The organism is Polynucleobacter sp. P1-05-14, assembly GCF_018881675.1.
Taxonomy (GTDB): Bacteria; Pseudomonadota; Gammaproteobacteria; order Burkholderiales; family Burkholderiaceae; genus Polynucleobacter.
Genome location: NZ_JACVPV010000001.1, coordinates 141205 through 154974, shown reverse-complemented (window position 1 = coordinate 154974; position 13770 = coordinate 141205). Strand labels below are relative to the sequence as shown.

General features: G+C 44.3%; 13 protein-coding genes. 4 read left to right on the top strand and 9 right to left on the bottom strand.

The genetic code is table 11. The features are described from left to right. Positions 1-26: 26 nt before the first annotated feature. On the bottom strand, positions 27-1427 hold the full coding sequence (locus ICN37_RS00875; protein WP_216154335.1) for a cytochrome bc complex cytochrome b subunit: 1401 nt from the start codon (positions 1425-1427) through the stop codon (positions 27-29). Positions 1428-1437: 10 nt separating this feature from the next. Next, positions 1438-2040, bottom strand: a complete 603-nt coding sequence (gene petA / locus ICN37_RS00870; RefSeq protein WP_072584012.1) for a ubiquinol-cytochrome c reductase iron-sulfur subunit — start codon at positions 2038-2040, stop codon at positions 1438-1440. Positions 2041-2177: 137 nt separating this feature from the next. On the opposite strand from petA, the gene mscL reads away from it, so the two are divergent. The 3 genes from mscL to ICN37_RS00855 are packed head-to-tail and all read left to right on the top strand — an operon-like array spanning position 2178 to position 6031. After that, positions 2178-2600 (top strand): large conductance mechanosensitive channel protein MscL, encoded by a 423-nt coding sequence (mscL, locus tag ICN37_RS00865; RefSeq protein WP_215321324.1) that lies wholly within the window; start codon positions 2178-2180, stop codon positions 2598-2600. Between the two features lies 1 nt (position 2601). Next, positions 2602-4833 carry a glycosyltransferase family 41 protein gene (locus tag ICN37_RS00860; protein ID WP_216154334.1) on the top strand — a complete coding sequence of 744 codons (2232 nt, stop codon included), beginning with the start codon at positions 2602-2604 and terminating at the stop codon, positions 4831-4833. A gap of 10 nt (positions 4834-4843) precedes the next feature. After that, the gene (locus tag ICN37_RS00855) at positions 4844-6031 is read left to right on the top strand and encodes a Do family serine endopeptidase (RefSeq protein WP_216154333.1); all 1188 of its coding nucleotides are present in this window, start codon (positions 4844-4846) and stop codon (positions 6029-6031) included. A gap of 19 nt (positions 6032-6050) precedes the next feature. Here the strand turns inward: ICN37_RS00855 and ICN37_RS00850 are convergent, their stop codons facing one another. From ICN37_RS00850 to ICN37_RS00830, 5 genes are all read right to left on the bottom strand, one after another. Further along, on the bottom strand, positions 6051-6785 hold the full coding sequence (locus ICN37_RS00850; RefSeq protein WP_216154332.1) for an amino acid ABC transporter ATP-binding protein: 735 nt from the start codon (positions 6783-6785) through the stop codon (positions 6051-6053). Positions 6786-6810: 25 nt separating this feature from the next. Next, complete coding sequence (locus tag ICN37_RS00845) at positions 6811-7479, bottom strand: amino acid ABC transporter permease (protein WP_216154331.1); 669 nt, start codon at positions 7477-7479, stop codon at positions 6811-6813. Further along, positions 7480-8268, bottom strand: a complete 789-nt coding sequence (locus ICN37_RS00840; protein ID WP_216154330.1) for an amino acid ABC transporter permease — start codon at positions 8266-8268, stop codon at positions 7480-7482. Between the two features lie 23 nt (positions 8269-8291). Further along, positions 8292-9224 (bottom strand): amino acid ABC transporter substrate-binding protein, encoded by a 933-nt coding sequence (locus ICN37_RS00835; RefSeq protein ID WP_255533268.1) that lies wholly within the window; start codon positions 9222-9224, stop codon positions 8292-8294. Between the two features lie 297 nt (positions 9225-9521). Further along, positions 9522-10766 carry a porin gene (locus ICN37_RS00830; protein ID WP_216154329.1) on the bottom strand — a complete coding sequence of 415 codons (1245 nt, stop codon included), beginning with the start codon at positions 10764-10766 and terminating at the stop codon, positions 9522-9524. Positions 10767-10974: 208 nt separating this feature from the next. Here ICN37_RS00830 and ICN37_RS00825 point away from each other — a divergent pair, with 208 nt between their 5' ends. Continuing rightward, positions 10975-12435, top strand: a complete 1461-nt coding sequence (locus ICN37_RS00825) for a tetratricopeptide repeat protein (protein ID WP_216154328.1) — start codon at positions 10975-10977, stop codon at positions 12433-12435. On the opposite strand, the gene tatC is transcribed toward ICN37_RS00825, so the two are convergent. Together tatC and tatB are read right to left on the bottom strand one after the other, a co-directional pair. After that, positions 12411-13202 carry a twin-arginine translocase subunit TatC gene (gene tatC / locus ICN37_RS00820; RefSeq protein WP_216154327.1) on the bottom strand — a complete coding sequence of 264 codons (792 nt, stop codon included), beginning with the start codon at positions 13200-13202 and terminating at the stop codon, positions 12411-12413. The two genes, ICN37_RS00825 and tatC, sit on opposite strands and share 25 nt — an antisense overlap. 39 nt (positions 13203-13241) lie before the next feature. Continuing rightward, positions 13242-13718, bottom strand: a complete 477-nt coding sequence (tatB, locus tag ICN37_RS00815) for a Sec-independent protein translocase protein TatB (RefSeq protein ID WP_216154326.1) — start codon at positions 13716-13718, stop codon at positions 13242-13244. Between the last annotated feature and the right edge of the window lie 52 nt (positions 13719-13770).

The window sequence follows — 13770 nt, the reverse complement described above, 5'->3', positions numbered from 1 at the left end:
CTCTTTGCCAGTATCTCAGGCGTGAATTAATGGGACTTAAAAGTAACGCGTGTTGGAACTGGCTTAAATTTACCAAGCGTGCTCCAGAACGGCATTCCTAAGAAGAAGCCCAGATAATAAATAGTGCATACCTGAGAAATCTTTTCAAACACTGGTGATGGTGGCTGAATACCTAAGTAACCCAAGATCACAAAACTCACCACAAATACACCATAAATATACTTATGGAAATCTGGGCGATAGCGGATAGATTTCACAGGTGAGTGATCAAGCCAAGGCAAGAAGAACATGATCACAACAGAACCGCCCATGATCACAACACCCCAGAACTTAGCATCAAATAAGTAGAAGCCAGCTGCCAAGACGAGAGCGATTGCAGCGCATGCGCCCTTCACCTTGAGATTTTTACTCTTCAGAGCAAACATTCCGAGAATGACTGCCAAGAAGATCCATAAAGGCAGCAAGAAGTTCGTTGTAGTTGCACGCAACATTGAGTAGAAAGGCGTGAAATACCAAACAGGAGCAATGTGCGGAGGTGTTTGGAATGGGTTCGCCGGAACGAAGTTATTTGCCTCGAGGAAGTAACCGCCCATCTCTGGTGCAAAGAACACGATACATGCAAACACCATCAAGAATCCACCCAAATACATTACATCATGCACGCTGTAATAAGGATGGAATGGGATGCCATCAACAGGATGGCCATTCGTATCTAAGTTCTCTTTAATTTCAACGCCATCTGGATTGTTTGAACCCACTTCATGCAGAGCCAAAATATGGGCTGCAACCAAGCCAACCAATACCAATGGAATTGCAATCACATGGAATGCAAAGAAGCGATTGAGGGTTGCATCGCCCACAACATAGTCGCCACGAAGCCATAAAGATAGATCTGGGCCAATGAATGGAATTGCAGAGAATAAGTTCACGATCACTTGAGCGCCCCAATAGGACATTTGACCCCATGGGAGCAAGTAACCGAAGAATGCTTCACCCATCAAACACAAGAAAATTGCGCAACCGAAGATCCAAATGAGCTCACGTGGTTTGCGATAAGAACCGTAGATCAAACCACGGAACATATGCATATAAACCACCACAAAGAACATAGAGGCGCCAGTGGAGTGCATATAGCGAATCACCCAGCCCCATGGAACTTCACGCATGATGTATTCAACTGATTCAAAAGCCTTCGCAGCATCAGGCTTGTAGTTCATGGTCAAGAAAATACCGGTCAGTATCTGATTTACTAAAACTACGATAGCTAATGCGCCAAAAATGTAGAAGAAATTTAAATTCTTTGGCGCGTAATACTCGCTCATGTGACGCTTAAATGCTTCTGTTACGGGTAGACGTGAGTCAACCCAAGCCATTAACTTTTGGGCTGCGGAGGCGTCTGCTGGGACTTGTTTTTCTTGGAATGCCATTTATCTCTCCTTAGGCCTTCTTGTCTTCGCCAACCAGAATCTTGGTGTCGCTCAAATACATATGTGGCGGCACTTCAAGGTTATCTGGGGCTGGTTTGTTCTTAAATACACGGCCTGCCATATCGAATGTAGAACCATGGCATGGGCAAAGGAAGCCGCCTGGCCAAGTGTTTGGCAGGGATGGCTGAGGACCAGCCTCAAACTTAGCATTAGGAGAGCATCCCAAGTGGGTGCAAATACCAACCACTACCAGGTACTCAGGCTTGATAGAGCGCCACTGATTCTGGGCATAAGGAGGCGTGAATTGGGATGGGTCACGCAATGAATTCGGATCAGCCAATTCGCTATCAATTTTGGACAACTCAGCAACTTGCTCAGGCGTACGACGAACTACCCAAACAGGCTTACCGCGCCACTCCACCATTCTCATTTCATCTGGCTGCATACCAGAGATATCGATTTCAACAGCAGCTCCAGCGGCTTTTGCGCGCTCAGAAGGCTCAAAACTGTCTACAAAAGGGTAAAGGGCTGCGGCTGCACCTACGCCACCAACCGCCGATGTGGCGATCAACCAGTTACGGCGATCCTTGTCCATACAGGGCTTGTCACTCATTTACAAAATTCCTAAAAAGGGTATTTATGGGTGGAAATTGCTTAAAGGTAGGATTTTAAAGTAAAAAGTGGGGTAAGCAAGAAAGTTATGGGGTTAATCTCGGGTTAAACGGGATCTAAATTAAAAGGAAGGCATTTATGAGCGTTTTAAAGGAGTTTCGGGACTTTGCCGTCAAGGGCAATGTGATCGATTTGGCGGTGGGTGTCATTATTGGCGGCGCCTTTGGGAAAATCGTAGATTCCCTGGTAAATGACATCGTTATGCCTGTTATTTCAACCCTTTTGGGAGGTCATATCGACTTTACCAACCTATTTATCGTCCTAGGACATGTCCCAGAGGGGGTACCTAGAACATTTGATGCCCTCAAAAAGGCAGGAGTACCGATTTTTGCCTACGGAAACTTCATCACCATCTCCATCAATTTCATCCTTTTAGCCTTTGTCATCTTCCAAATGGTCAAAGTAGTTAATAAGATTCGTTTGATGGATGCTCCCCCTCCCCCACCTGTGCCAGAGGATGTAGTGCTGCTCCGCGAAATTCGTGACAGTCTAAAAAAATAATTTGTCCAATTATTCTCATCAAGAAGCGCGGGAGCAATCGCAACTCATTTTTCAAAATGGTTTGCGATTGCTACAACAAGGAAAGTCTGAAGAGGCAGATAGCTTTTTTTTAGAAGCGCACTTACTTGATGTAAAGAACGTTGATGTCCTAAATATTTTAGGCATCCGCGCATATCAAAAAAATGAATACCAAAATGCATTACGCTTTCTCAACAGCGCAAATGAACTGGCACCTCACTCAGCACAAACATTAAGCAATCTTGGGCTTACACATAACGCATTATTAGATTTTCAATCGGCACTAGAGTGTTTTGATTTAGCTATTACCAGCAATCCCAACATTCCGGAGACGCACAATAATCGCGGCAATGCTTTAAAGGGTTTAGATAGAAATCTGGAAGCCATTGGCGCTTATCAACAAGCTCTTTTACTGCGCCCCGACTATGCCGAAGCCTTTAGCAATCAAGGTGTCATCATCCTGGAAGAGGGAAGCCCCCAAAAGGCGATACCTCTTTTTGAAAAAGCCTTGGCACTCAATACCAATCTATCAGCTGCATGGAATAACCTAGGAAATGCGCTTACTCAATTAGATCTGTATCAAGATGCATTTCAATGTTTTGAGCGCGCTCTGCAAATTAATAGTAGCTATTTAGATGCGTGTTTAAATTTTGGCAACAGTCTTAAAAAAGCAAAACAGTTCAACACAGCTATCGATTGTTATCAGCATGCATTGAAGATCAATTCACATCATCCGCAAACCTACTATTTATTAGGTGAAATCTATTACGACACTGGCGATGCTGATCTTGCAAAAACGTATTTGGCCAAATCACTAGAGCTCAATCCTCAAAATATCGAAGCACAATTTGCATTAGCTATTGCCCAATTACCTAAGGTCTACAAAAGCAAAGAAGAATTGCAAGAATCAAGGAAAACTTTTACAAGGCAGCTGGATATATTGGAGGGGACGACTTCTAAAAGAGGGGCGGCAGGAAAAATAGAGGGCCTTCTTGGTAAGCATCCTTTCTATTTGGCCTACCAAGATGAAAATAACGTTTCCCTATTGAGCCAGTATGGAAAAATTTGCGTAGAGCACGCAAAGATTATTCAAAATAGCCTTATTCAGTCTGCCGTAACAGCGGAAGATTCTCAAAAAATCAAGGTAGGGATCGTGAGTCAGTATTTTTGCAAACATCCAGTATGGGATGCCATCACCAAGGGCTGGGTAATGTCCTTAAACCCAGATCAATTTGAGATACAAATCTTCAATACCAACGGCGTAGAAGATGGCGAGACAGAATTCGCCAAAGAGAAGACTGCAAACTATATCAACTGCGGTAACTCTGTTCAAAGGGCAGCTCAAGTGATCGCGAAGCAGAATCTAGATGTACTGCTTTATCCAGAAATCGGCATGGACATGACTAGCAAGGCCCTCGCCTGCCTTCGTTTAGCCCCTGTTCAAATTGCTAGCTGGGGTCATCCTGAAACTACAGGTATCCCCACAATAGACTTCTACCTATCAGCCAAACTTCTAGAGCCCCAGAATGCACAAAGTCTTTATAGCGAGGCATTAGTTCGGTTGCCAAACTTGGGAACCTATATTCAACAAGAAAAAGTGGTGGCGATGGCTCCTGATCTAGCCAGCCTTGGGATCGATCCGACTCTCCCAATACTCTTATGCGCGGGCTCGCCCTCTAAGTACGACCCAAATCATGATTCTATTTTTGTAGAAATTGCCAAGAGACTAGGCCAATGTCAATTTATCTTCTTTGACTTTGATGAAAATCTCACCGCACTTTTGAAAGAGCGGCTTCAGACTGCCTTTGCTAATGCAAAACTCGATGCCAGCCAATTTCTGCGCTTCATTCCCTTTCTTCGAAAGGAAGAGTTTTACGGGCTTATGCAAAAAGCAGCCTTATATTTAGACACTATAGGATTTTCAGGATTCAATACAGCGATGCAAGCTTTAATATGCGACTTGCCCATAGTCACCATTGAGGGCAGCAGAATGCGGGGTCGGCTTGCTAGTGCAATCCTCAATCGCATTGGGCTTGAAGACCTTGTGTGTCAATCGAATAGTGCTTATGTTGATTTGGTAGTAGAGTTAATTCAAAACCAACATTTACTAAATTCCTATAAAGAAAAGATTGCGGAATCTAAAACAATCTTATTTGATGACTTAGAGCCTATCAGGGCTTTGGAAGATTTCCTCATTCAACAAATTCGCCAATAAAACGATCCAGATGTATTCTTCCCTCCAAAAATATTGGCTCTTATTTGCGCAAGCCGTTACTGTGATGTTGGCAGCCTTGTTTATTGTTGCCACCTTAAAACCCGAGTGGCTTTCAGAGTCTAGGGTAGGTTCTTTGGTTGATACGGTCTCGCTAAAAGAAAGCAACTATGACGGGCAACTGAGCCCTGGTTCGTATCACGAGGCTGTGAAGCGCTCAATGCCAGCGGTCGTCAACATTTTTACAAGCAAAGCCTCCGCTAAGCCAAAGACTCGAAAGGGTGGAAGCCCAAATTCTGCAGATCCTTTATTTAAATTCTTTTTTGGGGATCAGCCGCCAGAGGAAGAGCCCAGTTCAAGCCTAGGGTCAGGAGTCTTAGTTAGCCCCGAAGGCTACATCCTGACTAACCATCATGTCATTAGCGATGCGGATGATATTGATGTGGCTTTATCAGATGGTCGAAAAGTAAAGGCGCAAGTGATTGGTAGCGATCCAGAAACCGACATTGCTGTATTAAAAATTGAAGCCAAAAAACTACCCGCCCCAATCACTCTGGGCAAAGTTGAGTCTGTGCATGTAGGTGATGTGGTTCTAGCTATTGGCAATCCATTTGGCGTCGGCCAAACAGTCACTTCCGGGATTGTTTCTGCATTAGGTCGCGACCACGTGGGCATCAATACCTTTGAAAACTTTATTCAAACCGACGCAGCAATTAACCCCGGAAATTCTGGTGGCGCACTGATTGATACTCGCGGGAATCTGATTGGCATAAACACCGCGATCTACTCAAATAATGGCGGGTCTATGGGCATTGGCTTTGCGATCCCCGTCAATCTTGCTAAGCAAGTCATGGAGTCCATCCTAGCCAATGGCAGCGTTACTAGGGGGTGGATAGGAGTCGAGCCTCAGAACCTCTCCAAAGAGCTCTCAGAGTCCCTAGGACTGCCTGCCAATACTGAAGGCGTTCTCATATCCGGCGTGCTTGAGAATGGCCCTGCAGCACGTGGAGGGATAAAGCCAGGAGATGTGCTGATTACGGTAAACGGCAATCCAATTAAGGATGTGCGGAGCCTACTGAATCAAATTGCTCAAATTAGTCCAGGCAATGACGCCAAGCTCACGATTCTGCGCAAAGGCAAAGAAATGGAGCTAATAGCTCAAACTGGAAAGCGCCCAAAACCAAAACAGCTTACTAACTAATGGGTGGCTTTGCTAAAGGCTAATGGGCCAGTATTTTTGATAGGAACTCTTTTGCTCTTGGTGAGCGAGCCTCAGGATTATCAAAAAATTCTGCTTTGCTGCAGTCTTCAACGATGCGCCCTTGATCCATGAAGATCACACGATGACTCACCTTTCTAGCAAAACCCATCTCGTGTGTAACGCAGCACATTGTCATGCCTTCGTTAGCAAGCTTAACCATCACATCCAAAACTTCACCGACCATTTCGGGATCCAGGGCAGAAGTAGGTTCATCAAATAACATCACTATCGGGTCCATACTTAAAGCCCTGGCAATGGCAACGCGCTGTTGCTGACCGCCGGATAACTGGCCTGGAAATTTATCTTTCTGTGCTAGCAACCCCACACGCTCTAAATACTTAAGCCCATGCTTGTTTGCTTCATCGGTGGCTCTTCCTAACACCTTCATTTGCGCAAGCGTTAAATTTTCTGAAACGCTTAAATGTGGAAAAAGCTCGAAGTGCTGAAATACCATACCCACTCTAGCGCGTAGCTTGGGTAGGTTAGTTTTTGGGTCATGTAACTGGACTCCATCAACCGATATTTCACCTTTTTGAAATGGCTCTAATGCATTAATTGTCTTAATTAAAGTCGATTTACCTGAGCCTGATGGTCCACAGATAACTACCACCTCTCCCTTCTGGATCGTTGCACTGCAATCAGTCAGCACTTGAAAGGAGCCGTACCACTTTGATACGTTACGAAGTTCAATCATGATGTATTAGTAACTTAAAAAATAATTAACGAATGATGGCGACTTTGGCATGAATCTTGCGTACCACCTTAGACAGCGAGAAACAAATGAGGAAATACGTAAAAGCAGCCAAGAGGTAAGTCTCTATTGGACGGCCATAATTTTTACCTGCAATCTCAAAGCCCTTGAGTAAATCATAAGCACCAATTGCATAAACCAAGGATGTATCTTGAAATAAAACAATGGTTTGCGTCATAAAGACGGGAATCATGTTTCTAAAGGCTTGTGGAAGAATAATAAAGCGCATGTTTTGCCCGTAAGTCATTCCTAAGGCTTCCGCTGCATATGCCTGCCCCTTTGGAACTGACTGAATTCCAGCCCTCACAATCTCCGAAAAAAAGGCAGCCTCAAATGCAATGAAGGTAATGGTGGCGGATAAGTCAGCACCAATGGGTTTACCAATCAGCATTGGTATTAAAAGGAAGAACCAGAGGATAACCATCACCAATGGAATTGAACGCATGGTGTTGACGTAAAAAGTGGCTGGATATGCCAATGATGGCTTCCCAGATAAACGCATCAGCGCCAAGAACGTACCAAATATTATTCCGCCAATAGTGGCAAGCACCGTTAGCTGCACACTGAAGAGCAAGCCCTTAAGGATGTAATTAGTAAACAGTTCCCAGTTATAGAAACTTAGATCCAGACTAAACATTTAGTGAGCCCCCGCATCGCTAGAAGCCACAATGAAGCCGGGTATACGAGTTCTTTTTTCAATCAGTGCCATCACACGATTTACGGCAAATGCAGATAAAGCATATAAGAATGTCACTGCTAAATAGATCTCCACACCATGCGATGTTTCTTCTTGAGCTTGCATTGCAAATAAGGTGAGCTCAGGAACTGATACTGCAAACGCCACGGATGAATTCTTAATCAGATTCATGCTTTCGGAGGTGAGCGGAGGAATAACAATACGCAATGCCATCGGCAAAATGACATATCGATAACTTTGAGCGGTCGTCAGGCCTAAAGCAGTTGCTGCCATGCGCTGACCACTTGGTAGCGCCTGAATCCCCGCCCTCACTTGCTCAGCAATACGCGCAGAGGTAAAAAAGCCTAGCGCAATACTGACCAACCAATAAGAAGGCAAAGCCTTTAAAGGTAAGATAAAAGCAGGAATCACGTGATACCAAAGAAATACCTGCACGAGAATGGGAATGTTTCTAAAGAGCTCAACCCACGCTGTTGAAAATCGCACCAACCATTTGTTTAAAGTGCCGGTCTGTGGCAGCGTGCGAAATGTTCCCATCACCGCACCCAAGACCAAGGCAATAGCCAGGCCTAAGATAGCGACCGCTAAGGTCCAACCCCAGGCCTTGAAAAGCCAATCCAAGTAACTTGGGTCAGCATTTTTCCCAAGCCCAAATAATGAGGAGAAGCAGTGATCAACCGCTTCTCCATCTAAGGTGCTCTTACAAAAGACACCTAAATCTAATGACATAGTAGAAACTTATTTTTTATTGATTACTTCTTGTTGTAGTCTTCTGCAGGCTTGTCATTCAAATTGGCCCAAGCATTTTTAGTTGCTGGAGATAACTCAAGGCCAACTACGATATTTTTTGGTGGAATTGGTGACAAGAACCACTTATTCCACAGTCCAGGCATTTTGCCATTCGCAACAATCTTCGCAATTGCCGCATTTACAGCAGCCTTAAACTCAGGGTCATTTTTAGGAACCATGATGGCAATTGGCTCTGTACTTAAAACTTCACCAACAATTTTGTAATCTTTTGGATTCTTAGAGTTGGCAATATTTCCAGCCAAAATAGATCCATCCATGACAAATGCGTCGGCGCGTCCAGACTCCAGCAATAAGAAACTATCGGCATGGTCTTTTCCAAATACTTCATCAAAATTAACGCCAGTCGCTTTTTCATTTTTGCGCAAGAGCTGCACAGAGGTAGTACCTGTAGTAGTTGCTACTTTTTTACCGTTTAAGTCAGCAATCGATTTAATTCCTGAATTTGCCTTTACGGCAATACGAACCTCTTCCACATAAAGCGTATTTGCAAAGCCAACATCTTTTGCACGGTTTACGTTATTGGTTGTTGTGCCGCACTCAATATCTACGGTGCCATTTTGAACCAAGGGCACACGATTTTGGGAGGTAACAGGCTGATAATTGATACGCAGCGTACTCATTCCAAGCTTATCTTTAATGTCAGCCAAAATCATCCGGCAAATTTCGACGTGATAGCCGTCAAAACGGCTATCGCCAGTGGTATAGGACATTGGTATTGAGGATTCACGAACCCCCATGGTGACCGCACCAGAGGATTTCATTTTATCCATGGTTGCGCTAGCAGCATATGCACTAGATGCAAAAACTAGCGAAGCAAGCAGTACAAATGGTGCTGACTTAGAGAAAAGTGAACTGCTCTGTGTTCTTTTCAACATTTTTAACCTTTATTTTTCATTACTGATGAATTTAATCTATTCGCACATTTCCAACTGAGGGTGAACGCGCTATTGATCTATCCACTTTTTAGCAGACTTTTCGCCTTTAATCTATAGAAAATGCTCAATCTAAGTGCATCTACTTAGAGTTTTCAAGCAATGATGCAATATTGCTTAGTTTGGGAGCCGTCTTTTAAATTAAATCTTCGTGACAACAAAAGAAAAAACCCACCGTGTTTCCACAGTGGGTTAATTTAATACCAAACTAATTACTAACTAGCCTAAGCTAGCATCCAATTAGAAAGTGTGACGTACGCCAACTGCGTAGTTGTTCATGCTACCACCAACAGTTGCACCATTAGCTGTGTTAGCGGTAGATGTTACTGTTGAACCGTAGATAGCGTACAAGTTCGTACGCTTGCTCAAGTAGTAGTTAGAACCCAACTGCCAGCCGCTAAAGTTAGCTGTTGGCTGAGTTGTGCCAAACGTTGTGTAACGACCCAAACCAGCAGATCCCCAAGCTTCGATTGTTGGAGTGATGTAGGCACGAACACCGATCTGCTCAGCAGAACGCTTACCGTAGTAGTTAGTGTTAAGAGTATCAGTTGCTTTACGTGATACGTACTGAGCATATGCCTTCAAGATACCGAAGTCATAAGTTGTACCAGCGTAGAACTGGTTATCTTGCACGTTAGAAGCTGTGCCAGAAATTGAACCAGCAGTAGCGGCCACAGGGGCTGCAGTAGCACCGCTAGCCTGTTGGTTAGCCCAGATTGCTGTCACATCATTAGATGTAGTTAACTGCTTCAAAGCTTGGTAGGCAGCAGTGATGTAGAACTTGTTGTGTGTGTAATCAGCGCCGATACCCCAACCACTAGCGTTTGTATTGCCGCCGGTAGTAGTACCTGTTCCAACACCAGTTTCAGTTTGGTTCTTGTTGTTTAATGTGTAGATTGCGCTTGCAGAGAAACCAGCAAACGTGTCAGACTTAACGCTCAATGTGTTAGCTGTGCGGTTAGTAAAGCCTAAGTTATTTGTTCCAGCTTGGCCAGAAGTAATACCTGTAGAACCAGCGTAAATTACGTTACCAGTCATGTTGTTCAACTGGCCAACGTCAGTCGCAGCAGCAGCATTAAAGATTGGTGTGTATTGCAAACCAATAGCTGTTTGACCAATGCCATTCTTTTTCAAACCAACAAATGTTTGACGGTTGTTCAAACCACCAGCTGTGTTACCAGACAAAGTTTGGTCCTGTGGGTAGAGGTAGAACTCAGCAGTGAAGAACGCTGATGTGCCGCCACCTAAATCTTCAACGCCCTTGAAGCCCAAGCGGTTAGTTTGTTCTGCGCCTTGGCCAAACTGACTAACTGTTGATTTAGCTGTACCTTGGTTGTAACCAGCTGTACCAGCAGAGTTTTGAACACTAGTGTTGCCACCGATGTAACCAACGTCCAAGATACCGTAAACGGTTACGCTGGACTGAGCTTGAGCAGCAGATGCGAAAGCACCGATAGCTGCAACTGCTAATAGCGATTTTTTCATTCTTTAAATCTCCAAAAATTAAAAGTAATGCCCAAATAAAACTGGGACTTACGAATTTTGCTTCTTTTGCCTCACCAGACTGGAGGTCAGGGTATTTAGGAGATCTTTTTGCTTGTCAAAAGGTAGTTTTTTGGCTTTCTTCGTTGTATCTCGGCAACAAGACCTTTGTTTTCTGTCTTTTATGGGCCTTAGATGACAAAATTGTCATATGGCAAGCCGCGAATTCTTAAAAATCCTCAGTTCAGCACGATTGGGTGACGTTTCTGCGCAACAAAAACTGGCTTCCGCATACTTAACGGGCACTTTTAAGACGCCTATTCAGCCTGCCAACGCCCTCATTTGGTTGGAAAAATCCTATTTTTCCATTACAAATCAATCACTTGAAAATAAAAACTCAGGTGATGCTGAAATTCTTGATCTTTTAAGCCAGATTGCCAACATTCCGCTTGCTGAAACCTTTAGCTCACCTGCCTTTGGGTTTGGCTGGGACTCTTTTTGGAAGTTAGCTGAAGCTGAAAAGGCCTCTGATGCCAATCTTGCTGCTAAATGGCAGCTTGTTAACCTATTAATTAATCCTGCCAATCAGAGTGTCCAATCGCAACTAGCGGATTGGCTCAAAAAGAATTCATCATCCACTCTAGAAAAATTGTCTTCTTTGGATTTTGTCGGCATTCAAAAGATTGCTAAACAATATTTACAGGATCTTGCAGATGGAGAATCTCTTTTCGCAAACAACGCAAAAGAGTTGCTGATTAAATTGCAGCCTAAGAATGAAGCTCTCTCCTCCCTCTGGAAGGTATGGCTTGATGATCAAAATGAAGATGCATTAATTCAAGCAGCCGAGCTTGGTTTAACTGTTGCAAAACTTACGCTAGGCCTGCGCCTCGCACAACTCGACGAACGGGTTGAGGTGGCCGAAACAAAATCCAATGCCTCACTGAAGAAAGCCGCCTATTGGTTAGAGCTCGCTGCCAAAGATGGTGATCGCGATGCCTGGTTCGCGCTCGGTGAAATTTATCGTCGTCCGCAGTTTTCTGGTTACAACGCCGCAGAAAGTGATCGCTGTATTGATCGAGCTGCCGATCTTGGTCATCCACAAGCACAACTGCGTAAAGGCGCTAATCTGTGGCGCAAGCGTGAAAAGAGCGAAGAGAAGGTACGCGGTCTACAGGCTTCCTATTGGGTATGGCAAGCCTACCAACAAGGTGTGCCAGAAGCTAAAGAATTGCTCAGCAAGATTTTGGAAAGTTGCTCTAATCCCAAATCCAATGAATGGTATGAATTAGCTCAGTGCGCCGAAGAGGCGATTAATCACCATGCCGAACATAAGGTGGATGAAGATTGGTTATTGCTCTGCCATCGCATCATCATTGCAAACCAATTTAATTTTAGTAAAGCAGAATTATTATTGAGCGAGGTAGGACAGCTACAGCACGAGCATTGTGTAGTGGTGGATATTCGCTGGGAATTACCAAAGATCTTGCCTAGATTGATTCAGATTGAAACGATTCAACAACGTCGCGCTCTCTTGGCGGCTGGCAAGGCCTTCGCTGGAACAGAGATGGATTTGGAGGGCAATTTACGCCAAAGACGCTATCGCTTTGATCGCGTTACCAACTGGCTTACAACGACTTTCTCCAAGAATCAGGTCGACGCAGAAGTCGATTGATCAGTTTCGGCATCCTCATCGGAGGGTTTTGGCACGTAAAAGCGCGCAACCAATAGCCCTATTTCATAGAGCAAGGTCATGGGTACGGCTAGTAATAATTGAGAAAGTACATCGGGTGGTGTCACTACAGCTGAAATCACGAAAGCTCCCACAATCACGTAAGGGCGAATTTCTTTCAGTTTAGCCAGGGGCACCATACCCATGCGCACCAAGACAACCACTACAACAGGCACTTCAAAAGTAATACCAAATGCCAAGAAGGTTGTCATGGCAAAACTTAAATAGTTATCAATGTCGGTCGACATCTCCGCACCCAAAGGTGCGTTGTAACTTGCCATGAACTTAAATACCGTTGGAAATACTAAAAAGTAAGCAAACGCCATACCAGCAATGAACAAGGTATAGCTACTCACGACCAAAGGCAGAATGAGTTTTCTTTCATGCATATACAAACCAGGCGCAATAAATGCCCAAAGTTGATACATCACCACTGGTAGAGCGATGATGAATGCGACCAGCATAGTGACCTTCATTGGTACAAAGAATGAACCTGTGACGTCTGTCACAATCATCTTGCCACCGGCAGGCAAAGCCTTTAATAAAGGCTGTGCAAACAAATGGAAAATATCCGGCGCCCAGTAGACTAGGCATACGAAGACAACAATAATTGCGAGCGCTGCTTTAATTACGCGATCACGTAATTCAAATAAGTGGGAAAGAAAGGTTTCTTGTAATCCCGAATCTTCAGTTGAATTGTTTTCAGTCATGCGTAAGTGTTTTTATTATTTTACTTTTTACTATTATTTTTATTTGCCAGCACTGTGATGAAAGCGCTTCATCCTAGCAGCGCCAGATTGCACTCGAGTACGAATGCCAGCGGAACGCTTAAACCAAAGCGGCCTTGCAGCTCGACGCACACCCCAGCTGTTGCGGCCTTGGCGCTTGGTTTTGCGAAGTACTTCTTTTTCATCTAAAGGCGGCTTATCAAAGCTCGTTTCAAAAATATCCGCCTGATCGCTTAAGTTAGCGCTAGCCTCTTGAACCGTAGAGCCGATACTGTTTTCAACCTCTTTGAGAGTGGCAACAGTTTCTTCTCGAAACTTTTTAAATTCCTCCACCTCCATCTGACGACTCACTTCAGACTTGACGTCCGCCATATAGCGCTGTGCACGGCCAAACAAATTACCAGCCATGCGAGCTACTTTAGGCAGGCGCTCTGGTCCAACCACCACCAGAGCAACTACAGCAATCAGTGCAAGTTTTGAAACTCCGAGATCAATCATGTAACGCAGTAATTTAAATGCAGCATGAGTTTCAAGTGCGCTTCAGCTATTA

Excerpts from the sequence above, each read along its gene's own strand:
- tatC (WP_216154327.1), bottom strand. The coding sequence starts at position 13,202 with ATGACTGAAAACAATTCAACTGAAGATTCGGGATTACAAGAAACCTTT.
- ICN37_RS00830 (WP_216154329.1), bottom strand. The coding sequence starts at position 10,766 with ATGAAAAAATCGCTATTAGCAGTTGCAGCTATCGGTGCTTTCGCATCT.
- ICN37_RS00840 (WP_216154330.1), bottom strand. The coding sequence starts at position 8,268 with ATGTCATTAGATTTAGGTGTCTTTTGTAAGAGCACCTTAGATGGAGAA.
- mscL (WP_215321324.1), top strand. The coding sequence starts at position 2,178 with ATGAGCGTTTTAAAGGAGTTTCGGGACTTTGCCGTCAAGGGCAATGTG.
- ICN37_RS00845 (WP_216154331.1), bottom strand. The coding sequence starts at position 7,479 with ATGTTTAGTCTGGATCTAAGTTTCTATAACTGGGAACTGTTTACTAAT.
- ICN37_RS00855 (WP_216154333.1), top strand. The coding sequence starts at position 4,844 with ATGTATTCTTCCCTCCAAAAATATTGGCTCTTATTTGCGCAAGCCGTT.
- ICN37_RS00835 (WP_255533268.1), bottom strand. The coding sequence starts at position 9,224 with ATGTTGAAAAGAACACAGAGCAGTTCACTTTTCTCTAAGTCAGCACCA.
- ICN37_RS00850 (WP_216154332.1), bottom strand. The coding sequence starts at position 6,785 with ATGATTGAACTTCGTAACGTATCAAAGTGGTACGGCTCCTTTCAAGTG.
- ICN37_RS00875 (WP_216154335.1), bottom strand. The coding sequence starts at position 1,427 with ATGGCATTCCAAGAAAAACAAGTCCCAGCAGACGCCTCCGCAGCCCAA.
- tatB (WP_216154326.1), bottom strand. The coding sequence starts at position 13,718 with ATGATTGATCTCGGAGTTTCAAAACTTGCACTGATTGCTGTAGTTGCT.
- ICN37_RS00825 (WP_216154328.1), top strand. The coding sequence starts at position 10,975 with ATGGCAAGCCGCGAATTCTTAAAAATCCTCAGTTCAGCACGATTGGGT.
- petA (WP_072584012.1), bottom strand. The coding sequence starts at position 2,040 with ATGAGTGACAAGCCCTGTATGGACAAGGATCGCCGTAACTGGTTGATC.